This window comes from Azospirillum terrae (assembly GCF_053470425.1).
Window position 1 is genome coordinate 1 of record NZ_JBPXMR010000023.1, and the last position, 23,855, is coordinate 23,855.

Genomic DNA, 23,855 nt, shown 5'->3' on the forward strand with positions numbered 1-23,855 from the left:
CGCGCCAACCTCATGCACCGAAAGCGCCTCGACCGCCTCAACGCTCCCCGTCCAAACCTAGGCGAAGAGCCAAGGCAACTCACCCTGCAATGGACATGATCCTTAACCGGACAGCCGTGGGGCAAGCCCGGCCATGACGGCAAAAAAGAACCTACTTCTGCTCGAAGTCCAGGCCCCAGACGCTGTAGCGCTCGGGGTCCTCGGTCCAGTTCTCGCGGACCTTGACGAACAGCATCAGGTGGACGCGGCGTTCCAGGAACTCCGACAGTTCGGTGCGCGCCGACTGGCCGATCTGCTTGATGCGCGCCCCGCCCTTGCCCAGCACGATGGCCTTCTGGCTCTCGCGCTGCACATAGACGATCTGGCGGATCTTGACCGAGCCGTCGTCGAACTCCTCCCACTCCTCGGTCTCGACCGTGGCGGCGTAGGGCAGTTCCTGGTGCAGTTGCAGGAACAGCTTCTCGCGCGTCACCTCGGCGGCCAGCAGGCGCATGGGCATGTCGGAGATCTGATCCTCCGGGTACAGCCACGGCCCTTCGGGCATGCGCGCGGCGAGGAACCTGCGCAGATCCTGCACGCCGTCGCCGTTGGACGCCGACACCATGAAGGTGTCGGTAAACACTCCGGCGTCGTTCAGCTCGGCGGTGAGCGCCAGCAGATTCTCGCGGTGCTTGACCAGATCGATCTTGTTGAGGATCAGGATCGCCGGGCGCTGCTGTTCCTTCAGCGCCTCGATGATGCCACGGGTGTCGTCGTCGATGCCCCGGCGCGAGGTGTCCACCAGCACACCGACGAGATCGGCATCGTTCGCCCCCTGCCACGCGGCGGCGACCATGGCGCGCTCCAGGCGCTTCTTCGGCGTGAAGATGCCCGGCGTGTCGACGAACAACAGCTGGCTGTCGCCCTCGATGGTGATGCCCAGCACGCGCGAACGCGTGGTCTGCACCTTCGGGCTGACGATCGACACCTTCTGGCCGATCATGGCGTTCAGCAGCGTCGACTTGCCGGCGTTCGGCGCACCCACCAGCGCCACGAATCCGCAGCGCGGGTTCTCCGGCTCGGTTCCGGCCGTCTCCTCGTCCGGCGTCTCGTCTTCCGGCAGATCGTCGTCGTGGATATCGTCACTCATCAACCGCAACTCCCAACTGGCGCAGCAACGCACTGGCCGCCTGCTTTTCGGCGGCGCGCTTGGAGGCGCCGGAGGCCGTCACCGGCTCCTCCCCCTCCACCCGCACCCGCACACGGAACACCGGCTCGTGCGCCGGGCCGCTCTGCTCCACCATTTCATAAGACGGCAAGGGCCGACCGCGGCCCTGTGCCCACTCCTGCAACGCCGTTTTCGGGTCCAGGGGCGGCGGCTGATGCCGGTCGATCATCGAGCCCCAGGCGCCGCGGATGAAGCGGCGAACCGCTTCCAGCCCGCCGTCCAGGTACAGGGCACCGATCACCGCCTCGCAGGCGTCCGCCAGGATCGTGCGGTTGCCGCGCCCGCCACCGGATGCCTCGGCCGGCGACAGCCGCAAATAGCGCCCGAGGGCGAGCCCATCGGCCACCGTGCCCAGCGCCTCGCGCCGCACCAGGGCGGCGTGCCGCTTGGCGAGCGCCCCTTCCTTCTCGCCAGGGTAGCGCTCCAGCAGCCATTCGGCGACGCACAGGCCGAGCACCCGGTCGCCGAGGAACTCCAGCCGTTCGTAGGCGATGCCGGGGCCGTGCGTGGGGGCGATGCCCTTGTCCGAGCGCTCCAGACCCATCAGGCTGGGGTGCGTCACCGCGTCGGCGAGCAGACTCGCGTCGGCGAACGCGTGGCCGAGCGCCATCGCCAGCTCCGCGACGTCGGCGCCCTGGTCGGTGCCGGTGGGCACCATGGTTTCCTTGGTCAAATCACGCCCTTACTTCACGCCACTGAACAGCCGGGAGAACCGCAGGTCGAACGGCCAGCGCCAGACCTCGAAGAACCGCGTGCCGTCCTCCAGCGAGAAGAACAGGAACTCGGCCCGCCCGACCACGTTCTCGATGGGCACATAGCCGACCATGCTGGGAACCCGGCTGTCCAGCGAGTTGTCGCGGTTGTCGCCCATCATGAACAGATGGTTTTCCGGCACCTTGTAGACCTGCGTGTCGTCCAGCGGACCGTGGTCGGACTCTTCGAGGATGCGGTGCTTCACGCCGTTGGGCAGCGTCTCGATGTACTGCGCCACCCGCGTCTCGCGGCCCAGGCCGTCCCGTCCGACATAATCCTCGATGCGATCGCGCTGCACCGGTTTGCCGTTGATGTTCAGGATGCCGCCGATCATCTGCACGCTGTCGCCCGGCAGGCCGATGACGCGCTTGATGTAGTCGGTCTTGTTGTCGCGCGGCAGCTTGAACACCGCGACGTCGCCGCGCTCCGGCATCTTGCCGAGAATACGGCCGTCGAACAGCGGCAGGCCGAAGGCGATGGTGTGCTTGCTGTAGCCGTACGAGAACTTCGACACGAACAGATAGTCGCCGATCAGCAACGTCGGGATCATCGATCCCGACGGGATGTTGAAGGGCTCGTACGCGAAGGTGCGCACGCCGAACGCGATCAGCACCGCATAGAAGACCGTCTTCAGCGTCTCGCCGATGCCGCCGGCTTCCTTTTTCTTTTCGACCAAGGCCATGTGCTCTCGATTCTTCGCGTCGGGAAAAGTCATGCAGAGGGAGGTTCAGGCTCGGCACTGATAACGACGAAGGCTTCCGCCAGCGGGTATTCGTCGGTCAGCGTCACGTCGATGCGCGCGCGCATGCCCAGCGGCGTGATCGCCTGCAAGCGCTCCAGCGCCCCGCCGGTCAGTTTCATGGTCGGCTGGCCGGTGGGCAGGTTCACCACCCCCATGTCGCGCCAGAACACGCCGTTGCGGAACCCGGTGCCCAGCGCCTTGGCGCACGCCTCCTTGGCGGCGAAGCGCTTGGCGTAGCTGCCGGCGCGAGCGTCGTACTTGCCGCCCTTGCCGACGCGGCGCTCGGATTTGGCGCGCTCCACGTCGGTGAAGACACGGTTCAGGAACCGTTCGCCGAAACGCTCCAGCGTCTGCTCGACACGGCGGATGTCGGTCAGGTCATTGCCGATGCCCAGGATCATGCCGGCTCCCGCCGTGGCCGCGTGGCACCCGGACGCGCCTCGTCCATCCGCTGGCGCATCTCGTGCAGGCTCTCGGCCAGTCCGACGAACAGCGCCTCGCCGACCAGGAAGTGACCGATGTTCAACTCGACGATGCTGGCGATGTCCGCCACCGGCCCCACCGTGCCATAGTCCAGCCCGTGTCCGGCGTGGCACTCCAGGCCGATGGACTCGGCGTGCGCCGCGGCCTGCCGCAACCGCGTCAGCTCCGACCCGCGGCCGGCGCCCGGCGCGGTGTCGCAATAGGCCCCCGTGTGCAGTTCCACCACCGGCGCGCCGAGATCGCGCGCCGCGTCGAGCTGGCGGACCTCCGGGTCGATGAACAGCGAGACGCGGATGCCCGCGGCGCCCAGCTCCTGCACGTAACGCTCCAGGTGCGCCCGGCCGCCGTCCACGTCGAGGCCGCCCTCGGTGGTGACCTCCGTGCGCTTCTCCGGCACCAGACAGACGGCGTGCGGGCGGTGCTTCAGCGCGATGGCCAGCATCTCGTCGGTGGCCGCCATCTCCATGTTGAGCGGCAGAGCCACCTCTGCCATCAGCCGGGCGATGTCGGCGTCGCGGATGTGGCGGCGATCCTCGCGCAGGTGTGCGGTGATGCCGTCGGCGCCGGCCTCGGCGGCCAGCAGCGCGGCGCGCACGGGGTCGGGGTGGCGGCCGCCGCGCGCGTTGCGCACCGTAGCCACATGATCGATGTTCACACCCAGGCGCAGGTAACGGGTCATCGCAACGCTCCCGGAATCGGCTGTGCGCCGGCCAGCCGGCCAGCGCACGCTCACCCCGACTATATAGCGGGCCGCAGCCGCCGCGTCACGCCTCCTGCACGGCGCGCAGGAAGCGCTCCACCTCGCCGCGCAGCGAACGGCTCTCGCCGTTGAGGCGTTCGGCGGCCGTCGCCACCACATGCGCCATGCCGGTGGTGCGGGTCGCACCCTCCATCACGTCGCCGATGCTGCGCGACACCTGACGGGCGCCGATGGCCGCTTCCTCGACGTTGCGGACGATCTCTGTGGTGGCGGCGCCCTGCTGCTCGACCGCGCCGGCAATGGCGGTGGCGAGTTCGTTGAGCCGGCCGATCACGTCGCCGACCTCGCGGATGGCGGCGACGGCGCCCTCGGTCTGGCCCTGCACCGCGGTGATCTGCTGGGCGATTTCCTCGGTGGCGTCGGCGGTCTGGCTGGCGAGGTTCTTCACCTCCGTCGCCACCACGGCGAAGCCGCGGCCCGCCTCCCCCGCCCGCGCCGCCTCGATGGTGGCGTTCAGCGCCAGCAGGTTGGTCTGGCTGGCGATGGAGGTGATGAGCTGCAACACCTCGCCGATGCGGCGGCCGGTGTCGGCCAGGTCAGCGATGCGCGCGTTGGCGGTCTCCGCCTGGGCCTGCGCCGCGCGGGAGATGTCCGCGGCCATGCGGACCTGCCGGTCGATCTCGTCGGTGGAGGCGGTCAGCTCGGTCGCCGCGGCGGCCACCGTCTCGACGTTGGCGGTGGATTGCTGGGTGGCTGCGGAAACCTCGCTGCTGCGCGCCTGAGCCTGCGCGGCGGTGGCGTTGAGGTCGCCGGACGCCGAGGTCAGCTTCTCCAGCGCCTCCTGCACCGTCGTCATCAGGCCCTGGACGGTGCCGTTGAAGTCCTTCGACAGCGCGTCGAGCCGCTGCTGCCGGCCGAGCCGGCGCTCGGTCGCGGCGCGCGCCTCGTCTTCCAGGCGGCGGTGCGCCTGCGCGCGGTCCTTGAAGGTCTGCAACGCCGCGGCCATGGCGCCCACCTCGTCGCCGCGCCCGACGTGCGCCACCTCGACGGAATGGTCGCCTTCGGCCAGCGCGCCCATGGTGCGGGACAGGCCGGCCAGCGGGTGCGTGATGTCGCGGGAGATGAGGTGCGCCGCCAGCAGCGACAGCAGCACCAGCACCGCGCCGATGCCCATGATCTCCGCGGCGTTGCGCAGGAAGGTGGTGTCCACGTCGTCGGTGTAGACGCCGGTGCCCAGCATCCAGCCCCACGGCGCGAAGGGAGCGGCGTAGGACAGCTTGGGCTGCGGGCCATCGAAGCCCTGGCGCGCCACCACATACGACACGAAGCCGCCGCCGGCCCGCGCGGCCTCGATCATGGCACGGATGTAGGGTTTGCCGGCGGCGTCCAGCGCGTCCATGCGCGGCTTGCCCTCGTCCTGCGGACGCGGGCCGATGGCCAGCGAGGTGCCGTCCATCTGATAGACGAAGACATAATCGTTGAGCGGGCCGTAGCGCAGCGGCCGCAGCGTGGCCAGTGCCTGCGCCCTGGCCTGTTCCTCGCTGATCTCGCCCTTCGCGGCCCGCGCCTGCAACGAGGCGGCGACCGAAACCGCCGCCTGGACCAGGTTGCGCACCTGGGTTTCCTTTTCGGCGACGATGGCGGCGCGCAGGTTGTACAGCGCCACGCAGGAGCCCAGCGCCATCCCTGTCAGCACCGCCCCGATCATCAACAGGATCTTCGTTCTTATCTTCAGTCTGCTCAGCATCGTCCGTGCCATCCCCTAGGCGGGCGGGCGCACTTTCGGCGCCTTCACCCGTTTGTGCGCCCTGGAGGATGGCCGCTTTTGCGGCTTATTTGCTTCGTAGTTAAACCAAATCCCATCTTTATGGGACCGGTCCTGCTTCCAGGGCGCGAATATACCCTGATACACCACAGGGTCACTTTTGCCCAGGTATGGCTAATATGCCATTTGGACGCAGGGGGGAGCGGCATCAGCCGACGCGGATGCGCGCCGCCAATTCCCTCAACGCGTCCAGAGACGGCCCCTTGCGCGGCCATTCCAGGCCGACGCCGTCGTCGGCGTGGCGTGGCAGCACGTGCAGATGAACGTGCGGCACCGTCTGCCAGCCCGCCGGCCGGTTCGCCTGGAGGATGGTCAGCCCCTCCGGCTGGAACGCCTCCTGCACCGCGCGAGCAACCTTGTGGGCGGTGCGGAACAACGCTGCCGCCTCGTCTTCGCTCATATCCAGAATGGTCTCGGCCGGGCGCTTGAGCGCCACCAGCACGTGGCCGGGGTTCACTTGGCCCGCATCCATGAAGGCGAAGGTATGCTCGTCCTCGTAAACCTTGGCGCAGGGAACGTCGCCCGCGATGATCCTGGCGAAGATGGTGTCGGCCATGGTTTTCCTCCCCCGTCCCTATTTGGTGAGGAAGAAGTAGACCGTCATGGCCGAGCCGACGAGGATGACGAACTTGCGCAGGACGGGCGGCGGGATGTGGCGAGCGACGCGAGCGCCCAGATAGCCGCCGGCCACGCAGGCGACCAGCATGATCGACGCCTCGTGCCAGTACACCGCCCCGCCGCTGACGAAGGCCACCACGGCGATGGCGTTGAGGCAGCCGGACAGCAGCGACTTCAGCCCGTTCATGGCATGGATGTCGGTCAGCCCGAATACGCCGAAGGTCGCCAGCATCAGAATGCCGATGCCGCCGCCGAAGTAACCGCCGTAGACCGCGATGAAGAACTGCACCACCAGCACGCCGACCGGTCCCAGGCGGGCCTTCGAGCGGATCCACGCCGCCAGCTTCGGCCCGGCGGCGAACAGCGCGGTGGCGAACAGCAACAGCCAGGGGATGATCGCGCTGAAGGTGGCGTCCGGCGTCCACAACAACAGCAGCGCTCCGAGCAGGCCACCGATCACGCTGATGCCGATGAAGGACGGCAGGCTGACTTCGGTCAGCCGGCCCAACTCGTTGCGGTAGCCGTAGGCCCCGGCCAGCGCGCCGGGACAGACGGCGACCGTGCTGGTGGCGTTGGCGGCGACGGGCGGCACTCCGGCGAACACCAGCGCCGGGAAGGTCAGGAAGCTGCCGCCGCCGGCAACGGCGTTGAGCACGCCCGCCGCGAAGGCGGCGGCGACCAGGAGCAGAATGGAAAGCATGAACGGGTCCGAAGCGATGTTGCGGCGCGACTATGCCCCGAACGATCGGATGACGGGAGAGGGATTCTACCGCCCTCTTGCCCGGTCCACCGAATTGATCACCGGCGTGGCGCGCAGCGCCGCCATGATGTTGGTCAGGTGCTTGGCGTCCTTGACGTCGATGTCGATCAGCAGCTCGAAGAAATCCGTATTCCGGTTGGTAATCTTCAAGTTCGTGATGTTGCCGCCGTTCTTGCCGATCACCGTGGACAGGTTGCCCAGGCTGCCCGGCTCGTTGGCGACCACCAGATGGATGCGGCCGACGTGCTCTTCCGGGCTGTCGGGCCCGACGTCCCAGGCGACGTCGATCCAGCGCTCCGGCGAGTCGTTGAAGCTCTCCAGCGTCTCGCAGTCGATCGTGTGGATGGTGACGCCCTTGCCCGTCGTCACGATGCCGACGATGCGGTCGCCCGGCAGCGGGTGGCAGCAGCGCGCGTAGTGCACGGCCATGCCGGGGATCAGCCCGCGGATCGGCAGCGGCGCCGCCTTGCCCTTGGCCTTCGGCTTCGGCTTGACGATGAGGGCGTTGCCCTTGTCATCGACGTCCTTGAGCAGCGCCTGCGCCTGGGCGTGCGGCTTGTGGCCGGGGAAGACGGCGTGGAAGACCTCGCGCCCCGAATGCAGGCCCGAGCCGACCGCCGCCAGCAGATCGTCCACCGCCGGCTGCTGGAAGATCTTGAGAACCCCCTCCAGCGCCTTCTCGCCGTAATCGTAGCCTTCCTGGCGGAACTGGCGCTGCAGGATGGCGCGGCCGAGTTCGATGTATTGCGAGCGCTGCTGGGTGCGCAGATACTTGCGGATGCGGGCGCGCGCCTTGCCGGTGACGACGAAGCGCTCCCACCCCGGCACCGGCGTCTGCGCCTTGGAGGTGATGATGTCGACCTGATCGCCGTTCTGCAACTGCGTGCGCAGCGGCAGCATGCGCCCGTTGATCTTGGCGCCGACGCAGTGGTCGCCGACCTCCGAGTGCACGGCGTAGGCGAAGTCCACCGGCGTCGCGCCGCGCGGCAGGGCGATCAGATCCCCCTTCGGCGTGAAGCAGAACACCTGATCCTGGAACAGCTCCAGCTTGGTGTGCTCCAGGAACTCCTCGGGCTTGGTGGCGTGCTCCAGGATGTCGAGCAATTCGCGCAGCCAGCGGTACTCGCGCGCCCCGGCGCGCGGCTGGCCCTGCTTGTAGGCCCAGTGCGCGGCCACGCCCAGCTCGCACACCTCGTGCATCTCGCGGGTGCGGATCTGCACCTCGATGCGGTTGCGCTGCGGACCGATGACGCCGGTGTGAAGGCTCTTGTAGCCGTTCGGCTTCTGCGTCGAGATGTAATCCTTGAAGCGGCCGGGCACGACCGGATAGCGGCTGTGAATGATGCCCAGCGCCTGATAGCACTCGCCGAGATTGCCGACGATGATGCGGAACGCCATGATGTCCGACAGCTGCTCGAAGCTGACGTTCTTCTGCTGCAGCTTGCGCCAGATCGAGTAAGGCGTCTTCTCGCGCCCGCTGATCTGCGCATCCGACACGCCCTCGTCGGCCAACACCTTGGTCAGCTCGTCGATGATGCGCTCGACGCGGTCCTCCCCCTCCGAGCGCAGGCGCGACAGCTGCGCCAGGATCGAGTCGCGCGCATCCGGGTTGAGCTGGGCGAACGCGAGGTCCTCCAGCTCGTCCTTGACCTGATGCATGCCGATGCGCTCGGCCAGCGGGGCGTAGATCTCCAGGGTCTCGCGCGAGATGCGCTTGCGCTTGTCCGGGTTCTTGATGTGGTGGAGCGTGCGCATGTTGTGCAGCCGGTCGGCCAGCTTGACCAGCAGCACGCGGATGTCCTCGGACATCGCCAGCACCAGCTTGCGGAAGTTCTCCGCCTGCTTGGCCTGCTCGCTTTGCATTTCCAGGCGCGACAGCTTGGTCACGCCGTCGACCAGACGGCCGATCTCGCGGCCGAACAGCCGCTCGATGTCTTCCTGGGTGGCGACGGTGTCCTCGACCGTGTCGTGCAGCAGCGCCGTCACGATGGTGGCGGCGTCGAGCTTCAGGTTGGTGAGGATGCCGGCGACTTCCAGCGGGTGCGAGAAGTACGGGTCGCCCGAGGCGCGGGTCTGCGACCCGTGCGCCTTCATGGAAAACACGTAGGCGCGGTTGAGCAGATCCTCGTCGGCCGACGGATCGTAAGCCCTCACCCGCTCCACGAGTTCATATTGCCGGATCATGCCACCCGACCCGGCGCCAAGTGCGCCCTACCGGTTGAAATATCGAGATATATGGAACCGGGTGGCGCGGACGGCCACCCGCGCGCCCACACCGGATCAGACGTCGTCGCCGACATCACCCTCGGTCATGCCGAAGGCCTTGTCCGGATCGGCTTCCATGTCGGCGGCCAGATCGTCGTCTTCGCCCAGTTCCTCGCCCTCGCCCATGACGTCGTCGCCGTCCAGCGAGTTGTCGGCCTGACGCGCCCAGTCGTGCTCGCCGGCCATCAGCTCGACGATTTCCTCCTCGGGCTCGTCCGGCTCGACGTGCTTCTGGTGGCCCTTGATCAGCGAGTTCTTCAGGTGCTCCAGCACCACCGTCTCATCCGCGATTTCGCGCAGCGCCACGACGGGGTTCTTGTCGTTGTCGCGGTCGATGGACAGCGGGGCGCCGGACGCGACCTCGCGGGCGCGCTGGGCGGCCATCATCACCAGCTCGAACCGGTTGGGAACCTTGAGGACGCAATCTTCGACGGTAACGCGGGCCATGCCAAACCAACTCCGGATTCCTGGGAGGGGTCCGAATATATTGACGACACCCCGACCATGCAAGCGGCATGACACAAAACGCAAGACACCGGAGGCAATGCTCCTTCGCCGGACGGTCGCCCACCGTTGCGCCCTTGCCGCTTCGGGAGAACCGGCCTATTTTGCAATTTGGTGCACTGCATTTTGTAGGGACCGAATATTTCCATCATTGCTTGTAGAAGGAACAGGAAATTGGATCGATCAGCGACATTGCCAAAAGAACTCAGCCGCCTTTTCTACAAAGAAGAGCGCGTCGCCATGTTCATCGATGGCGCCAATCTCTACGCTGCCGCCCGCGCCCTCGGATTCGACATCGACTACAAAAGGCTGCGCGACGGTTTCGCAGCGGAAGGCCGACTCATTAGGGCATTTTATTACACGGCATTGGTCGAGGATCAGGAATATTCGCCGATCCGGCCGCTGGTCGACTGGCTCGACTACAACGGTTACACGATGGTGACCAAGCCGACCAAGGAGTTCACCGACGCGTCCGGCCGCCGCAAGATCAAGGGCAACATGGACATCGAGTTGGCCATCGACGTGATGGAGATGGCCGAGCGCGTCGACCACATCCTGCTGTTCTCCGGCGACGGCGACTTCCGCCGTCTGGTCGAGGCGGTGCAGCGCAAGGGCGTGCGGGTCAGCGTCATCAGCACGGTGCGCAGTTCGCCGCCGATGGTGGCCGATGAGTTGCGCCGTCAGGCCGACAACTTCATCGAGTTGCAGGACCTCGCCGGTTCCATCGCCCGCGTCCACCACCACCGCGAGCCGCACGGCGGCATGGGCGGCCACCCGTCCAGCCACCCGAACCAAAGCCCGCCGCAGGATCTCGACAACGGCGACGTCTTCGACAATTTGTAAGCCAGCCCCCCAGCCCCGCTCTCGCGCCAGCGAAGCTTGCGCTGACGCGACAGGCGGCCTGTGGCCGCCGAGAGCTGGGGGAGGGCTATTTTCTCCGACGGCCAGCCATCTCCCCCGCCATCCGCATCGCCGCAACCAGGCTCGACGCACTCGCCCGTCCCGTCCCCGCCAGGTCCAAAGCCGTCCCGTGATCCGGCGACGTGCGGACGAACGGCAGCCCCAACGTCACGTTGACGCCTGTGTCGAAGTCCACCGTCTTCAGCGGGATCAGCGCCTGATCGTGGTACATGCACAGCACCGCGTCGTAGCGGGTGCGGGCGTGCGCGTGGAACAGCGTGTCGGCCGGCTTCGGCCCGGACGCGTCGAGCCCCGCGGCTTGCAAAGCCGCCACCGCCGGCGCGATCACGTCGATCTCCTCGCGCCCCATCGACCCGCCCTCCCCCGCGTGCGGGTTGAGCGCCGCCACCGCCAGCCGCGGCCTGGAAATGCCGAAGTCACGCGCCAGCGCCTCCGCGGTCACCCGGCCGCAATGCACGATGGACTCGGCGGTCAGCAAGTCCACGGCCTGCCGCAGCGCCACGTGGATGGTCACCGGCACCACCCGCAGATCGGCGGTGGCCAGCATCATCACCGGTTCCTCGGTGAGGCCGGCGAGGTGCGCCAGATATTCGGTGTGGCCGGGATGCCGGAAACCGGCGGCGTAGAGCGCCGACTTCTGGATCGGGTTGGTCACCACCGCCGACGCCCGCCCCTGACGCACCAGCTCCACCGCGCGGTCGATGCTGGCGATCACCGCCGCACCGTTGGCCGGGTCGGGCCGCCCCGGCTCGACGGGGGCCTCCAGCGGCAACGCCAGCACCGGCAGCGCCGCGTCGAAGACCGCGCCCACCTCCTCCGGCCCGGTGACGGCGTGCACGGGCACGTCGAGCCCGATCAGGGCGGCGAGGCGGGTCAGGCGCAGCGGGTCGTCCAGAACGACGAAGGGCGGAGCGCCGGTGGTCCGGCGCTCCGCCCAAGCCTTCAGCACGATCTCGCCGCCGATCCCCGCCGGCTCACCCATGGTGACCGCCAGCGGGATCTGCGAGATCACACCCGGTACTCCACGAACGCGGCGCGGCGCAGGTCGCGCAGATAGCGGCGCGACACCAGTTCGGCGCGCTCCTGGATCAGCATGCCCTCGACGTCCTCGCGGGTCGGCAGGCGCGGCGCCTCCTTCGCCTTCGGCGGCGGGGGCGGCGGGGCGGCGGCCTTCTGCACCACCGTCTCGGGCGGCAGCATCGGCACGTCGCGCTTGCAGACGATCAGCAGGATCGAACCGCCGCCGCCGTTCAGCACCGGGCTCGGCTGCCCCACGGGGATGCCGAGGACGAGCTGCTGGAGGCCCGCCGGCAGATCCTTGACGCGCAGCGTGCCCATGTCGCCCGACTCCGGCACGCCGGTGGCCTTGGCCTTCTCCTCGAAGTCGGCGCAGCTCTTGATCGACTTGCGCAGCTTCTCCGCCTGCGCGGTGACCGCCTTGCGCTGGGCGTCGTCGGTGGCCGGCAGGATGATCTGCTTCAGGTGCACCTTGGCCTTGTTGATGTCCGGCCGCTGGATCGTCTGCACGACGGGCTGCGGGGGCGGCGCCTCTTCCTCGGCGCCGCCGATGGCGCGCTTCGAGCGGACCAGCAGGATGTGATAACCGGACGCCGTGCGCACCGGCGGCGACATCTGGCCGGGGCGGAGCTGCGCCAGCGCCGCGTCGATCTGCGGGTCCAGCTCGCCCGGACGCACCCAGCCCAGGTCGCCGCTCGACCCGGCGGTGGTCGCCTGCGAGAACTGGCGGGCCACGGCGGCGAAGTTGCCGCCCTTGCGGATCTCGTCGGTCAGGCGCTCGCCGGCGCGGCGCACCTGCTCCTCCTGATCGGGGTTGTCGACGGCCAGGAAGATCTCGGCCACCAGATATTCAGGCTTGCCGATGCTCTGCTTGACGCGCTCCATGGCGCCGTCGACCTCGTCGTCGCCGATCACCACTTCCTGGCGGATGCGGCGCTGCATGACGCGCTGCCACGCGATCATGGCGCGCGTCTGCTCGATCAGCGTCGCGGGGGCGATGCCGTTTTCCGCCATGTACTTCTGGAGCTGCTGGCGGTTCATGTGGTTCTGCTGGGCGATCTGATCGATCGCCTTGTCGAGGTCGGCCTGCGGCACGGTGATGCCCAGGCGCTTGGCCTCCTGAAGCTGAAGCCGCTCGTCCACCAGCTGGCGCAGCACCTGCGGCATCAGCCGCTGGCGCGTCTCGGCGCTGTCGGGCATGCCGGCGCTCAGCACCATCAGGCGCATGCGCGCGTTCACGTCCGACACGGACACCGCGTCTTCGTTGACCACCGCAGCGATGCGTTCGGAGGCACCGCCGCTCTGGCCGCCCTGAGCCGGCTGAGCTTGACCCTGGGCCGGCTTGGCCTTCGCCGCGCTCTCCGCAGGGGCGAGCGCCACGGCCGCGCACGCGCTTGCCACGGCAAGGGCGGTCCGGACGGCACGCAAATCGAACATGGACTTCTGCTCCCCTGATGATCGGCCCTTAATACGGCTCCGCCGACCGAGTTGCAAACGGGATCGTTCGCGGATGTGGACGCTCATCCGTCTTCCAGATGCAACAGCGCGGCGATGCCGATCAGCAATGCGATGCCCGTCGGCATCCATGCGGCCATCAGCACCGGGATGGTCTCCGACATGCCCAGCGTCTTGACGATGTCGGTGGCCATGAACAGCACGAATCCGGTCATCACGCCGCCCGCCACCATGATCAGCGCGCCGCCGCGCCGCGGCATGCGCAGCGAGAAGGCCGCGGCGAACAGCACCATGGCGCAGAACAGCAGCGGCTGCGCCAGCAGCGAGCTGTAATGCAGCCGGTGCCGCGTCGCCGGGAAGCCGGTCAGCTCCAGCGTGTGGATGAACCGCGGCAGGTCCCAGAACGAGATGGTTTCCGGCGGTGCGAAGCTCTCCTCGATCTGCGCCATGTCCAGTTCGGTGGGCAGCGTGTAGGCGGCCTGTTCCTCGGGGTCGCGCTTGGGCCGGTTGACGACGGCGTCGTGCAGCTCCCATTGCCGGTTCTTCAGCACGGCCGACGGCGCGTCGACGCGCCCGGTGTAGGTCATGTCGCCCTGGAACAGGAAGACGATGACGTTGCGCAGTTCCAGCGTCGACGGGTTCACCGTCTCGGCGTGGATGAAGTACTGCTCGCCGGCCCCCGACTGGCGCAGCCACAGGCCGGCCTTGGAGATGTCGAAACTGCTGCTGCGCTGCTTCAGGTATCGGCTCTGCAACTGGTCGTACTTGGCGATGAACACGGCGCCCACAGGGTTGATCAGCGTCACCTTGACGACGCCGATCAGCGCCGCGGCGATCAGCACCGGCATGAGGAACTGCCACGCCGACACGCCCACGGCGCGCGCCACCACCAGCTCGGCGCTGCGCGTCAGCCGCCAGAAGGTGAACATGCCGGCGAACAGCACCACGAACGGGAAGACCTGCTGCCCGATCTCCGGCTGCTTGAGCAGCGCCATCTGCATCACCAGCCCCAGCGTGATGTTGGGCTTCGAGCCGGCACGCCGCAGCAACTCGACCACGTCGAGCAGCAGGATGATGCCGAGGAAGACCAGCAACAGCAGGATGAACCAGGTGACGAACTGCCGGCCGATGTAGCGAGACAGCGTCGCGGACGAGTACATGATCGGCCTCCAGCGGCCGGGAACGGGAACCGGAGCGCTATGTACCCCCTAACCGCCGGCAAAACAACCCGCGCAGCTTGACAGGGCGGACAACCTCTCTACCCTCGGCCCACGTTCCTGTGAAAAGAAAGAGCGTGAGATGAAGTTCAGCTTCGCCAAGCCGGCCCTGCCGAAGGCAGGCACCGTCGTCGTCACCGTGCTTGCCGATCGTGCGCTGGGCAGCGCCGGCCGGGATCTCGACCAGAAGACCTCGGGCATGCTGACGCGCGCCATGGAGGCGAGCCGCTTCACCGGCAAGAAGGACGAGACGCTGGCCGTCCTCGCCCCCGCCAATCTGGAAGCCGGCCGCGTGCTGCTGCTGGGCCTCGGCAAGCCGGAGGAGGTCACCGCGCTGACCCTCCAGTCGGCCGGCGGCGCGGTCGTCGCGGCACTCGCCAAGACCGGCGAGACCGAGGCGCACCTGTACGTCGAATCCCCCGGCGCCAGCGCGCTCAAGCCCGCCGAGATGGCCGCCGAGATCGCTTTCGGCGCGCGGCTGCGCGCCTACCGCTTCGACAAGTACCGCACCAAGGACAAGAAGGACGCCAAGCCGTCGCTGAAGAAGGTCACGCTGCTGACCGACGAGGCCGACGCCGCCAAGCGCGCCTTTGCCCGGCTGGACAAGGTGGCGGACGCCGTGCTGTTCGCCCGCGACCTGGTGTCGGAGCCCGCCAACATCATCTATCCCGAGACGCTGGCCGAGCAGTGCAAGGAACTGGCGGCGCTGGGCGTCGAGGTCGAGGTGCTCGACCTGAAGAAGCTCAGGAAGCTCGGGATGAACGCGCTCCTGGGCGTGGCCCAGGGCAGTGTCCGCGAGCCGCGCGTCGTCGTCATGCGCTGGAACGGCAATCCCGAAGCCGCCGACCGCCGCCCGGTGGCCTTCATCGGCAAGGGCGTAACGTTCGACTCGGGCGGCATCTCCATCAAGCCGGCCGCCGGCATGGAGGAGATGAAGTGGGACATGGCCGGCTCGGCCGTGGTGATCGGCACCATCATGGCGCTGGCCGGCCGCAAGGCCAAGGTCAACGCGGTCGGTGTCGTCGGTCTGGTGGAGAACATGCCCTCGGGCACCGCGCAGCGGCCGGGCGACATCGTCGCCTCGCTGTCCGGCCAGACCATCGAGGTGGTCAACACCGATGCCGAGGGCCGTCTCGTGCTGGCCGACTGCCTGTGGTACACGCAGGACACCTGCCAGCCGCGCCTGATGATCGACGTCGCCACGCTGACCGGGGCGATCATCATCGCGCTCGGCCACGAGCACGCCGGCCTGTTTTCCAACAACGACGAACTGGCGGGGGCGCTGACCAGCGCCGGCACCGCGGTGGGCGAGCCGATGTGGCGGCTGCCGCTGGGCGACGCCTACGACAAGGACATCAACACCGACGCCGCCGACATGAAGAACACCGGCTCCGGCCGGGCGGCGGGCAGCATCACCGCGGCGCAGTTCCTCCAGCGCTTCGTCAACGATGTGCCGTGGGCGCATCTGGACATCGCCGGGGTCGCGTGGTCGAAAAAGGACAGCGCCGTGGTGCCGAAGGGCGGCACCGCCTTCGGCGTCCGCCTGCTCGACCGCTTCGTCGCGGATTTCCACGAGGGGTGATAGACGCTTAGGCACCCACCCATGACCGAGGTCCGCTTCTACCACCTCCAGCGCCGCAGTCTGGAGCAGGTGCTGCCCAAGCTCCTGGAGAAGACGCTGGAGCGCGGCTGGCGGGCCGTGGTGCTCGCCGGCTCGCGGGAGCGCGTCGACGTGCTCACCCAGCATCTGTGGACCTACGATGCGGCGTCCTTCCTGCCGCACGGCAACCAGCGCGACGGATTCGCCGACGCACAGCCGATCTGGCTGACGTCCGAGGACGAGAACCCCAACGCTGCCACCGTGCTGTTCCAACTCGATGGCGGCGTCAGCGAAAAACTGGCCTCCTACGACCTCGTCTGCGACCTGTTCGACGGCAACGACGACGAGGCGGTGATGGCGGCGCGCGACCGCTGGAAAGCCTGCAAGGCCGACGGCCACACCCTGACCTATTGGCAGGAGAACGAGCGCGGAGCCTGGGAGAAAAAGGCGTGAGCGGCGCCTGTTTCGCAGGTGCAGCGTGAAGATCGACCGATAAGCCAATTGCTTTTCCTGCGACTATTGGCAACTTTGAAGACCAATCGGCAGCCAGGGGACAGCAGCGCCGCATCATGACGCGCGACGACATCAAGGCCGCGGCGATCCTCGTCGTGGACGACAACGCCTCCAACGTCGAACTGCTGCGCGAGATGCTGGCGCACGACGGCTACACCAACGTGCGCGGCGAGACCGACCCGCGCCGGGTGCCGCCGCTGTGCGAGGCGCAGGTGTTCGACCTGCTGCTCATCGACATCCGCATGCCGCACATGAGCGGCTTCGAGCTGATGGAGCGTTTGAAGGCGATCTACGCCGGCGACCACGTGCCGATGCTGGTACTGACCGCGCAGACCGACCAGGACACCCGGCGCAAGTCGCTGGAGATGGGCGCCAACGATTTTCTGACCAAGCCGTTCATCACGTGGGAGCTGCTGCACCGCGTCCGCAACATGCTGGAGATCCGCACTCTGTACCGGCACGTGGCCCAGCAGAACCGCGACCTGGAGCGCCGCGTCGCCGACCGCACGGCCGAGCTGAGCGAAGCGCTGGCCGCCGCCCACCGGGCCGACCGCGCCAAGCTGGATTTCCTTTCGGTGATGAGTCACGAGCTGCGCACGCCGCTCAACTCCGTCATCGGCTTCGCCGAGGTGATGGCCGCCGAGTCCCTCGGGCCGCTCGGCCACCCCGACTACATGGACTACGTCAAGCTGATCGAGGAGAGCGGCAACGTGCTGCTGTCCATGGTCAACAAGATCCTCGACTACACGCGCGGCTCCACCGGCTCGGTGGAGATTCAGGAGTCGGACGTGCGGTTGCCGGCGTTGCTCGGCACCTGCATCAACCTTCTGACCCCGAAGGCACAGCCCAAGAGCGTCGCCCTGACGCTCGAACCGGTGCCGGCGCTGACGCTGCGCGCCGACCACCGGCGGCTGCGCGAGATGCTGTTGAACCTCCTGGACAACGCCATCAAGTTCACGCCCTCCGGCGGCCACGTGACGCTCAGCGCCGCGCAGTGCTGCGAAGGCGTGGCGATCCGGGTGAGCGACGACGGGCCGGGCATCGCGCCGGAGATGGTCGACCGCATCTTCAATCCCTTCACCCAGGCCGAGCGGTCGCTGGCCCGCCAGCACGAGGGCATCGGCCTCGGCCTGCCCATCGTGCGCCGTTTTGCCGAGTTGCACGGCGGCCGGGTGGAGTTGGACAGCGCGCCGGGGCGCGGCACGAAAGTCACCATTCTGTTGCCGGCCGCGCGCATCATCGCCGCCCCCGCCGCAGAAGCCGCGCGCAGCTGAAACCCTTCTTTCCCCTGTTCAAGAATCGAGACTTTTTCCATTCGAGCACTCGCGTTTTCGATTGCGTAACCACGCAACCGATACACGGGCAAACAATGAATTGGCGGTATACGTCTCTGTAAACACTAGACCCATGGTCACATTCATGTATGCTCTGCGTCAGAGTGCAGATAAACGCAGGGAGAGCCCAGGTGGCAGAGGATCTACAGCAGCTTACGGCGCAGATCGTTGCAGCGTACGCGGCCAACAACAGCGTCTCGGTGAATGACCTTCCTTCGGTGATTCAGGGCGTCTATTCGGCGCTGAGCCGCGTCGGCAGTGAAACCGGCGAGTCGGCCACGTCCGAGCCGCAGACCCCGGCGGTGCCGATCAAAAAGTCCGTAAAACCCGACTACATCACGTGTCTGGAGTGCGGCAAGCAGCAGAAGATGCTGAAGCGGCATCTTGCGTCCGACCACGACCTGACGCCGGACCAGTACCGCGCCAAGTGGGGCCTGCCGCGCGAATACCCGATGACCGCTCCGAACTACGCCGAGGCTCGTTCGCAGTTGGCAAAGGCTTCCGGCCTCGGCCTTCAGGGTGGCCGCACCAAGGGCCGCGCCAAGGCGAAGAAGTAAGCTCCGCACACGGGAAAGGCGGGAACCGCGCTGGTGCGCCGTCCCCGCCCCCCGATGTTGCAGACAGATTTTGGGGTTGGGTTTTTGGGTGTGGCCTAATGATCGAGGGCCGTACCGACAGCAGCGCCGCCGAGGCCGCCGATCACCGCCCCCCGCTTGCCGCCGAGCGCATAGCCACCGGCCGCACCGGCACCGCCGCCGAGCACCGTACCCGTGTTGCAAGCCGCCAGCAGCATGGTCGCTGAAAGAGCAGCTGCAATCAGCTTGTAGCGTTTCATGTCGAAATCCCTCTGTTGCGGTCCAGGCTCTCTGGAAACAACAGGGAAATCGGCAATACGATCCCGGTCCGGCTTGGGACAGGCCCTTTCCCTCCCCCAGCCCGGCTGGGGGAGGGATTCAACTCACTCCCACTCGATTGTCCAAAGGTGCCATAACAGGTTGAAATTTCTGAGAAATATGTCGCGAACGGCCTGCAATGCCCGACGATAGGGCCGTCACAAAACTACGCTCTTGATTTTAAAGAGGAAATTCCCGGAAAATATTTTTCGCGGTTCCGACAGCTATCGGGACCAATTGAGCAATTTTCCGTACCGCCCCTCGGCAGCGAGCGCGACCGACTCCACATCGAAAAGTACCGTCGGCGAGCGTATCAGCGGCCGAGCCTCCCGCACATCGGCACCCAGTGCATCCAGCATCAGGCCGCAACGGACATTGCCAACTCCGGCGTGCAGCTCACCCCCTATGTCCGACCTCTCCGAGTCGGTCGGTCGGCGAGAGGCCGTCTGACCAGTGCCGCTCAAGCCCTGCCTTTGCACCGAGAATGCGGATGGACCGCTTCCGGTGTGCGACGGCGGACTATCCCCGCCACATCTTCGCCGAACGCAGCCCACCGTGGTGGCGCCCCGGGTCCGGCGCACCCGCCGGCTCGCCGAGGCGCAGCGCGCTATTGCGCTGACTGCTGGTGGAAATCCCGGCGCCCGGCGTCCGCCCGACTCGCCATACCGGTCAGCGGCGACACGCTGCTGCGCTTGATCCGCGCGGTGCCCATGGACTGCGCAAGGACTTGGCGGCCGTTGAGGCGGCGTTGGAGACGCCTTGATCCACCAGCCCGGTCGAGGGGCGCATCAACCGGCTGAAGACCGTCAAGCGCACCATGTACGGCCGAGCGGGTTTCGAACTCTGCACAGTCCGGTGAAAATGGGCTCTCCCGCATTCTCGGTGCACAACTTTAAGCATTTTAAGCTGCGGCGAGCACCCGCTGGCGCAAGAGGTCGAATCTCGCCCGGCCGTACATCTGGCGTTTCACCAGCTTGAGTTTGGTAATCCGCCCTTCCACTGGCCCAGTGCTCCACTCCAGGGTCAAGGCGGTCTGAACCGCTCCGGGTTTGTCGGAGGCCATTTGGCTTGAGTCACGCCGCCATGGCGACGTCCTCAGTTTGAGCATAGTAGCGCGCCTCGGCCTCGGCGGGTGGAATGTTGCCGATGGGTTCGAGCAAGCGCCGGTGATTGAACCAGTCCACCCATTCGAGGGTGGCGAACTCGACAGCCTCCAGGGTGCGCCATGGCCCGCGGCGCCGGATCACCTCGGTCTTGTAGAGACCGTTGATGGTCTCGGCCAACGCGTTATCGTAGGAATCGCCAACGCTTCCCACGGAGGGCTCAACCCCAGCTTCGGTGAGACGCTCGGTGTAGCGAATCGCAACGTATTGCGATCCACGATCGCTATGATGGATGAGGCCGCTGCCCTTGGCGGGCCGGCGGTCATGAAGCGCCTGCTCCAGGGCATCCAGAACGAAGCTGGCATGGGCTGTGCTGGATACCCGCCAGCCCACGATCCGGCGGGCGAAGGTGTCGATGACGAAGGCGACATAGACGAAGCCCTGCCATGTCGACACATACGTGAAATCCGCCACCCACAAGGCGTTCGGGCGTGGCGCCTGGAACCGGCGATTCACCCGGTCAGCGGGGCACGGCGCCGCCCGGTCGCTGATCGTGGTGCGGACCGTCTTGCCACGCGTCGCCCCCTTCAGACCCATGTGTTTCATCAGCCGGGCCACCGTGCAGCGTGCCACGTCGATGCCGTCCCGCCGCAACTGCCGCCACACTTTACGTATCCCATAGACCTGGAAGTTCGCGTCCCAGACCCGTCGGATAGCCAAACTCAGCTCCGCATCACTTCGCGAGCGGGCCGGCGCCTTGGACGGATCGGCTCGCCGGGCGGCATGGACGCGGTAGGTCGACGGGGCGATCGGCAGCACTCTGCAGATCGGCTCGACCCCGTAAACGGCGCGGTGTGCGTCGATGAAGGCGATCATTTCTTGAACGGGCGGTCGAGCTCCGCCTGGGCGAAATACGCCGATGCTTTCCGTAGGATCTCGTTCGCTTGGCGCAACTCCCGGACCTCGCGTTCCAGCGCCTTGATCCGCTCCTGCTCATCCGTCGTCGGCCCGGGCCGCTTGCCTTGATCACGCTCGGCCTGCCGGACCCAGCCCCGCAGCGTCTCCGCCGTGCAGCCGATCTTCGCCGCAATCGAGCCGATCGCCGCCCACTGCGAACCGTGATCCCCTTCGTGCTCGAACACCATCCGCACCGCGCGTTCGCGGACTTCAGGGGCGTATTTGGGTGATGCCTGCTTCGTCATGATGTACGCATCCGGTGAGCACCGCGGTCAGGCCGGTTTCCAATTCCAGGGCAGCAGTTCGGGCAAGCGGTTCTGCGGCAGGTCGGCGATGCGGGCCAGGACGTCGGCGAGCCACGCCTGGGGATCGACGTCGTTCAGTTTCGCCGTGGTGATCAGCCCGTAGAGGATGGCCGCCCGCTGGCCGCCGCGATCGGAGCCGCAGAACAGCCACGCCTTTCTGCCCAGAGCGATACCGCGAAGGCTACGCTCAGCGGCATTGTTCGTCAGGCACAGCCGGCCGTCGCCGAGGAAGCGGGTGAAGCCGTCCCAGCGGGTCAGCATGTAGTCCATCGCCTTGGCCACCGGCGCATGGCGGGAGAGCCGGGCGCGCTCCGTGCGCAGCCAATTCTCCAGCGCGCCAACCAAAGGGACGCCGTGCTCCTGGCGCGCCGCCAGCCGCTCGGCCACCGGCTTGCCGGTCAAGGCGCGCTCAAGGTCGAAGATGGCGTCGATGCGCTTCACCGCTTCCAGCGCCAACGGCGCGATCGGCGGGGCGTCCTTGCCGCGCCTTTTGCTTGCGGCGATGTCGGCCAGCTTGAAGAAACCCCGTCGTGCATGGGCCCAGCACAGCGCGGCGCCGATCGGCCCCGGCTTGCGGTCGGCCTCGTACAGCCGGTTGTAGCCGGCGAAGGCGTCGGCCTGCAGCCAGCCGGCAAAGCCGGCCAGGTGCCGTTCTGGGTGTTCGCCCTTGCGATCGCGCGAGTAGTGGAACAGCGCCGCCGGCAGAGCCCGGCCGGCAAACGGCCGGTCGTCGCGCACATACACCCACAGCCGCCCGGTGTCGGTCGCGCCCTTGGCCAGCACCGGTACCGGCGTGTCATCGCCGTGCAGCCGCTCGGCCGCCATCACATGCGCCGCGATCAGCGCGTGCAGCGGCGCCAGCACTGCGGCCGCCGCGCCCACCTGGTCGGCCAGCGTCGACACGCTGAGCGGCACGCCTTCGCGGGCGAAGCGCTCGGCCTGCCGGTTGAGCGGCTGGTGCTGGCCGAACTTCTCGAACAGGAGCATCGCCAGCAGGCTCGGGCCGGCCCAGCCGCGCGGCGTGGCATGGAAGGGCGCCGGCGGCTGGCTGATCGTCTCGCAGTGCCGGCAGGAGAATTTCTCGCGCACCGTCTGGATCACCTTCCACTGGCGCGGGATCACCTCCAGCGTCTCGGTGATCGTCTCGCCCAGCTTGCACAGCTTGTCCGAGCCGCAGCACGGGCATGTGGCCGGTGCCGGCACAACGACGCGCTCGCGCGGCAGGTGGTCGGGAAAGGGCTGGCGCGAGGGCCGCTTGCGGGCGAAGGCCGCCACCGCGGTGGTTCGGGCCGCCGCCGCCTCGGCCTTCAGCTCGTCCTCGCTGGCTGTCGCCTCCAGCTCTTCGAGCTGGAGTTCCAACTGATCCAGCAGGCGCGCCTTGCGTTCGGAGCGCGTGCCGTACAGCTCCCGGCGCAGCTTCTCGATCTCCAGCTTCAGGCTGGCGATCAGGGCATCGGTGTTGGAGGCCACCGCCCTGGCCCGGGCCGCCTCGGCTTCCGCGGCATCCGCTCGCGCCTCGGCCTGCGCCAAGGCGGCGCGCAGGGCGGCAATGTCGTCGGGCGGGGCAGCGGCGGTCATGGCGCCAGTTTACCCGGGATTGTCCCGAAGAGCCGCCGCATTCCGGCCGGAACGGCGGCGTCGATTCACCGTGTCGCAGTCAGCCGGCGGCCCCGGGCCTCCAGGTTTTCTGCGGGTTGCGCCAGTCGATGCCTTCGAGCAGATAGCCCATCTGCCCGACCGTGATCGACACCGCGCCGTCCACCGGCGTGGGCCAGATGAACCGGCCCCGCTCAAGCCGCTTCACGAACAGGCAACTGCCCTGGCCGTCGTGCCAGATCACCTTCACCAGATCGCCCCGGCGACCGCGGAAGATGAAGAGATGGCCGCCGTGCGGATCCTGACCGAGCCGCTCCTGGACCTGGAGCGCCAGGCTCGCCCAGCCCTTGCGCATGTCGGTGTGGCCGCTGGCCAGCCAGACCCGCACGCCGCTCGGCACCGGGATCATGCCAGGGCACCGACGACGGCCGCGGCCAGGGCCGGATCGACCGGCCCTTCCAGGCGCAGGCGCGCCCCGCCGGGCAGGATCACCTCGAGGACCGCCGCCGGGCTCGCGGCCGGTGTCATCGGAAGCGGCGGTGGTTCAGGCGCCTTCACCAGCGGTTCGGTGGCGATCGGCTCCGGCGTGATGGTCACCGCGACGAAGCTGGACGGTTCGGCCACAGCCGTGCCGGTGGCCGTCATCAGCCGCCGCCAGCGGTACAGCAGGCTCTCGTGCACGCCCAGGCGGCGGGCCGCTTCCGTCACCACCACGCCGGGGCGGAACGCCTCCTCGACCATCCGCACCTTCTCCGCCGGCGTGTAGTTCCGCCGCCGCTCCGTCCCCGTCAGAACCTCGACACGCTGGTAAGCCATGACGTTTGCCACTCGTTTGCGTCCGCGCGATGACGCGCCGCGCAAACCTCAGCCGCCGAACCCTACCTTGCCAAGGCGGCGCTCACCGGATGCGTACGTCATGATGACCCCAGTCTCTCAGAAGATGGGGCCTCCAGGAAACCCGGCGCGGTTCATTCCTCGCCAGGACGGCGCTCACCGGATGCGTACACATCGTCGGCGCCGTTCAGGCTGATCTGGACCAAACGATCACTGGCGCTGCGTCCAGAACATGGATCGGTTGGTCTCCGGC

The 23,855-nt window shown here is 67.6% G+C and carries 23 protein-coding genes, 1 pseudogene and 1 other annotated feature; of the genes and pseudogenes, 6 read left to right on the forward strand and 18 right to left on the reverse strand.

Going from position 1 to position 23,855, the window contains the following annotated elements; genetic code table 11:
- Positions 1-151: 151 nt before the first annotated feature.
- The 10 genes from era to rpoZ form a co-directional block, all read right to left on the reverse strand.
- Positions 152-1,129: a GTPase Era gene (gene era / locus ACSVDD_RS28565; protein ID WP_448192819.1), complete on the reverse strand. Its 978-nt coding sequence runs from the start codon at positions 1,127-1,129 to the stop codon at positions 152-154.
- Complete coding sequence (gene rnc / locus ACSVDD_RS28570) at positions 1,122-1,865, reverse strand: ribonuclease III (RefSeq protein WP_448192849.1); 744 nt, start codon at positions 1,863-1,865, stop codon at positions 1,122-1,124. Before rnc ends, era begins: the two co-directional genes overlap by 8 nt.
- 24 nt (positions 1,866-1,889) lie before the next feature.
- Positions 1,890-2,642 carry a signal peptidase I gene (lepB, locus tag ACSVDD_RS28575; protein ID WP_448192820.1) on the reverse strand — a complete coding sequence of 251 codons (753 nt, stop codon included), beginning with the start codon at positions 2,640-2,642 and terminating at the stop codon, positions 1,890-1,892.
- 29 nt (positions 2,643-2,671) lie between these two features.
- A complete protein-coding gene (gene acpS / locus ACSVDD_RS28580) occupies positions 2,672-3,103 on the reverse strand; it encodes a holo-ACP synthase (protein WP_448192821.1) in 432 nt (143 codons plus the stop codon).
- The gene (locus tag ACSVDD_RS28585; RefSeq protein WP_448192822.1) at positions 3,100-3,864 is read right to left on the reverse strand and encodes a pyridoxine 5'-phosphate synthase; all 765 of its coding nucleotides are present in this window, start codon (positions 3,862-3,864) and stop codon (positions 3,100-3,102) included. The genes acpS and ACSVDD_RS28585 overlap by 4 nt, the downstream gene beginning before the upstream one ends.
- Positions 3,865-3,949: 85 nt before the next feature.
- Entirely contained in the window at positions 3,950-5,632 is a 1,683-nt protein-coding gene (locus ACSVDD_RS28590) for a methyl-accepting chemotaxis protein (protein WP_448192823.1), read from the reverse strand.
- 226 nt (positions 5,633-5,858) lie between these two features.
- On the reverse strand, positions 5,859-6,266 hold the full coding sequence (locus ACSVDD_RS28595; RefSeq protein WP_448192824.1) for an HIT family protein: 408 nt from the start codon (positions 6,264-6,266) through the stop codon (positions 5,859-5,861).
- An 18-nt stretch (positions 6,267-6,284) separates the two neighbouring features.
- Positions 6,285-7,028 carry a sulfite exporter TauE/SafE family protein gene (locus ACSVDD_RS28600; RefSeq protein ID WP_448192825.1) on the reverse strand — a complete coding sequence of 248 codons (744 nt, stop codon included), beginning with the start codon at positions 7,026-7,028 and terminating at the stop codon, positions 6,285-6,287.
- Positions 7,029-7,094: 66 nt separating this feature from the next.
- Complete coding sequence (locus tag ACSVDD_RS28605) at positions 7,095-9,272, reverse strand: RelA/SpoT family protein (RefSeq protein WP_448192826.1); 2,178 nt, start codon at positions 9,270-9,272, stop codon at positions 7,095-7,097.
- 96 nt (positions 9,273-9,368) lie between these two features.
- A complete protein-coding gene (gene rpoZ / locus ACSVDD_RS28610; RefSeq protein WP_448192827.1) occupies positions 9,369-9,800 on the reverse strand; it encodes a DNA-directed RNA polymerase subunit omega in 432 nt (143 codons plus the stop codon).
- A 297-nt stretch (positions 9,801-10,097) separates the two neighbouring features.
- Here rpoZ and ACSVDD_RS28615 point away from each other — a divergent pair, with 297 nt between their 5' ends.
- Positions 10,098-10,700, forward strand: coding sequence for a LabA-like NYN domain-containing protein (locus ACSVDD_RS28615; RefSeq protein WP_448192828.1), 603 nt, complete (start codon positions 10,098-10,100; stop codon positions 10,698-10,700).
- Positions 10,701-10,785: 85 nt separating this feature from the next.
- On the opposite strand, the gene pdxA is transcribed toward ACSVDD_RS28615, so the two are convergent.
- The 3 genes from pdxA to lptG form a co-directional block, all read right to left on the reverse strand.
- Positions 10,786-11,790, reverse strand: a complete 1,005-nt coding sequence (gene pdxA / locus ACSVDD_RS28620) for a 4-hydroxythreonine-4-phosphate dehydrogenase PdxA (RefSeq protein WP_448192829.1) — start codon at positions 11,788-11,790, stop codon at positions 10,786-10,788.
- Positions 11,787-13,232 (reverse strand): peptidylprolyl isomerase, encoded by a 1,446-nt coding sequence (locus ACSVDD_RS28625; protein ID WP_448192830.1) that lies wholly within the window; start codon positions 13,230-13,232, stop codon positions 11,787-11,789. The genes pdxA and ACSVDD_RS28625 overlap by 4 nt, the downstream gene beginning before the upstream one ends.
- An 83-nt stretch (positions 13,233-13,315) precedes the next feature.
- Positions 13,316-14,410, reverse strand: coding sequence for an LPS export ABC transporter permease LptG (lptG, locus tag ACSVDD_RS28630; protein WP_448192831.1), 1,095 nt, complete (start codon positions 14,408-14,410; stop codon positions 13,316-13,318).
- 139 nt (positions 14,411-14,549) lie between these two features.
- On the opposite strand from lptG, the gene ACSVDD_RS28635 reads away from it, so the two are divergent.
- The 4 genes from ACSVDD_RS28635 (at position 14,550) to ACSVDD_RS28650 (ending at position 18,471) form a co-directional block, all read left to right on the forward strand.
- Positions 14,550-16,049, forward strand: coding sequence for a leucyl aminopeptidase (locus ACSVDD_RS28635; RefSeq protein WP_448192832.1), 1,500 nt, complete (start codon positions 14,550-14,552; stop codon positions 16,047-16,049).
- 21 nt (positions 16,050-16,070) lie between these two features.
- On the forward strand, positions 16,071-16,520 hold the full coding sequence (locus ACSVDD_RS28640) for a DNA polymerase III subunit chi (RefSeq protein ID WP_448192833.1): 450 nt from the start codon (positions 16,071-16,073) through the stop codon (positions 16,518-16,520).
- A gap of 116 nt (positions 16,521-16,636) precedes the next feature.
- The gene (locus tag ACSVDD_RS28645) at positions 16,637-17,854 is read left to right on the forward strand and encodes an ATP-binding response regulator (protein ID WP_448192834.1); all 1,218 of its coding nucleotides are present in this window, start codon (positions 16,637-16,639) and stop codon (positions 17,852-17,854) included.
- Between the two features lie 191 nt (positions 17,855-18,045).
- Positions 18,046-18,471: a Ros/MucR family transcriptional regulator gene (locus tag ACSVDD_RS28650; protein WP_448192835.1), complete on the forward strand. Its 426-nt coding sequence runs from the start codon at positions 18,046-18,048 to the stop codon at positions 18,469-18,471.
- 95 nt (positions 18,472-18,566) lie between these two features.
- Here the strand turns inward: ACSVDD_RS28650 and ACSVDD_RS28655 are convergent, their stop codons facing one another.
- Positions 18,567-18,749 (reverse strand): hypothetical protein, encoded by a 183-nt coding sequence (locus ACSVDD_RS28655; RefSeq protein WP_448192836.1) that lies wholly within the window; start codon positions 18,747-18,749, stop codon positions 18,567-18,569.
- Positions 18,750-19,288: 539 nt separating this feature from the next.
- Here ACSVDD_RS28655 and ACSVDD_RS28660 point away from each other — a divergent pair.
- A pseudogene (locus tag ACSVDD_RS28660) lies at positions 19,289-19,520 on the forward strand (ISL3-like element ISAzs13 family transposase); the annotation flags it as partial.
- 360 nt (positions 19,521-19,880) lie between these two features.
- On the opposite strand, the gene ACSVDD_RS28665 reads toward ACSVDD_RS28660, so the two are convergent.
- From ACSVDD_RS28665 to tnpA, 4 genes are all read right to left on the reverse strand, one after another.
- Positions 19,881-21,112 (reverse strand): IS3 family transposase gene (locus ACSVDD_RS28665; protein WP_448192837.1). Its coding sequence is split into 2 segments (ribosomal slippage): positions 19,881-20,818 and positions 20,818-21,112, totalling 1,233 coding nucleotides; the frame shifts between segments, so codons are not numbered across the junction.
- Positions 20,712-20,828: a sequence feature (AL1L pseudoknot), on the reverse strand. Its footprint overlaps the gene before it by 117 nt.
- 27 nt (positions 21,113-21,139) lie before the next feature.
- On the reverse strand, positions 21,140-22,750 hold the full coding sequence (gene tnpC, locus ACSVDD_RS28670; protein WP_448192838.1) for an IS66 family transposase: 1,611 nt from the start codon (positions 22,748-22,750) through the stop codon (positions 21,140-21,142).
- Between the two features lie 79 nt (positions 22,751-22,829).
- Complete coding sequence (gene tnpB, locus ACSVDD_RS28675; protein ID WP_448192839.1) at positions 22,830-23,177, reverse strand: IS66 family insertion sequence element accessory protein TnpB; 348 nt, start codon at positions 23,175-23,177, stop codon at positions 22,830-22,832.
- Positions 23,174-23,584 carry an IS66-like element accessory protein TnpA gene (gene tnpA / locus ACSVDD_RS28680; RefSeq protein WP_448192840.1) on the reverse strand — a complete coding sequence of 137 codons (411 nt, stop codon included), beginning with the start codon at positions 23,582-23,584 and terminating at the stop codon, positions 23,174-23,176. The genes tnpB and tnpA overlap by 4 nt, the downstream gene beginning before the upstream one ends.
- Between the last annotated feature and the right edge of the window lie 271 nt (positions 23,585-23,855).

What these genes read in the sequence shown, in the direction of transcription:
- era (WP_448192819.1), bottom strand. Translation starts at nt 1,129, where the DNA reads ATGAGTGACGATATCCACGACGACGATCTGCCGGAAGACGAGACGCCG.
- rnc (WP_448192849.1), bottom strand. Translation starts at nt 1,865, where the DNA reads ATGGTGCCCACCGGCACCGACCAGGGCGCCGACGTCGCGGAGCTGGCG.
- lepB (WP_448192820.1), bottom strand. Translation starts at nt 2,642, where the DNA reads ATGGCCTTGGTCGAAAAGAAAAAGGAAGCCGGCGGCATCGGCGAGACG.
- acpS (WP_448192821.1), bottom strand. Translation starts at nt 3,103, where the DNA reads ATGATCCTGGGCATCGGCAATGACCTGACCGACATCCGCCGTGTCGAG.
- ACSVDD_RS28585 (WP_448192822.1), bottom strand. Translation starts at nt 3,864, where the DNA reads ATGACCCGTTACCTGCGCCTGGGTGTGAACATCGATCATGTGGCTACG.
- ACSVDD_RS28590 (WP_448192823.1), bottom strand. Translation starts at nt 5,632, where the DNA reads ATGCTGAGCAGACTGAAGATAAGAACGAAGATCCTGTTGATGATCGGG.
- ACSVDD_RS28595 (WP_448192824.1), bottom strand. Translation starts at nt 6,266, where the DNA reads ATGGCCGACACCATCTTCGCCAGGATCATCGCGGGCGACGTTCCCTGC.
- ACSVDD_RS28600 (WP_448192825.1), bottom strand. Translation starts at nt 7,028, where the DNA reads ATGCTTTCCATTCTGCTCCTGGTCGCCGCCGCCTTCGCGGCGGGCGTG.
- ACSVDD_RS28605 (WP_448192826.1), bottom strand. Translation starts at nt 9,272, where the DNA reads ATGATCCGGCAATATGAACTCGTGGAGCGGGTGAGGGCTTACGATCCG.
- rpoZ (WP_448192827.1), bottom strand. Translation starts at nt 9,800, where the DNA reads ATGGCCCGCGTTACCGTCGAAGATTGCGTCCTCAAGGTTCCCAACCGG.
- ACSVDD_RS28615 (WP_448192828.1), top strand. Translation starts at nt 10,098, where the DNA reads ATGTTCATCGATGGCGCCAATCTCTACGCTGCCGCCCGCGCCCTCGGA.
- ACSVDD_RS28625 (WP_448192830.1), bottom strand. Translation starts at nt 13,232, where the DNA reads ATGTTCGATTTGCGTGCCGTCCGGACCGCCCTTGCCGTGGCAAGCGCG.
- lptG (WP_448192831.1), bottom strand. Translation starts at nt 14,410, where the DNA reads ATGTACTCGTCCGCGACGCTGTCTCGCTACATCGGCCGGCAGTTCGTC.
- ACSVDD_RS28635 (WP_448192832.1), top strand. Translation starts at nt 14,550, where the DNA reads ATGAAGTTCAGCTTCGCCAAGCCGGCCCTGCCGAAGGCAGGCACCGTC.
- ACSVDD_RS28640 (WP_448192833.1), top strand. Translation starts at nt 16,071, where the DNA reads ATGACCGAGGTCCGCTTCTACCACCTCCAGCGCCGCAGTCTGGAGCAG.
- ACSVDD_RS28645 (WP_448192834.1), top strand. Translation starts at nt 16,637, where the DNA reads ATGACGCGCGACGACATCAAGGCCGCGGCGATCCTCGTCGTGGACGAC.
- ACSVDD_RS28655 (WP_448192836.1), bottom strand. Translation starts at nt 18,749, where the DNA reads ATGAAACGCTACAAGCTGATTGCAGCTGCTCTTTCAGCGACCATGCTG.
- tnpC (WP_448192838.1), bottom strand. Translation starts at nt 22,750, where the DNA reads ATGACCGCCGCTGCCCCGCCCGACGACATTGCCGCCCTGCGCGCCGCC.
- tnpB (WP_448192839.1), bottom strand. Translation starts at nt 23,177, where the DNA reads ATGATCCCGGTGCCGAGCGGCGTGCGGGTCTGGCTGGCCAGCGGCCAC.
- tnpA (WP_448192840.1), bottom strand. Translation starts at nt 23,584, where the DNA reads ATGGCTTACCAGCGTGTCGAGGTTCTGACGGGGACGGAGCGGCGGCGG.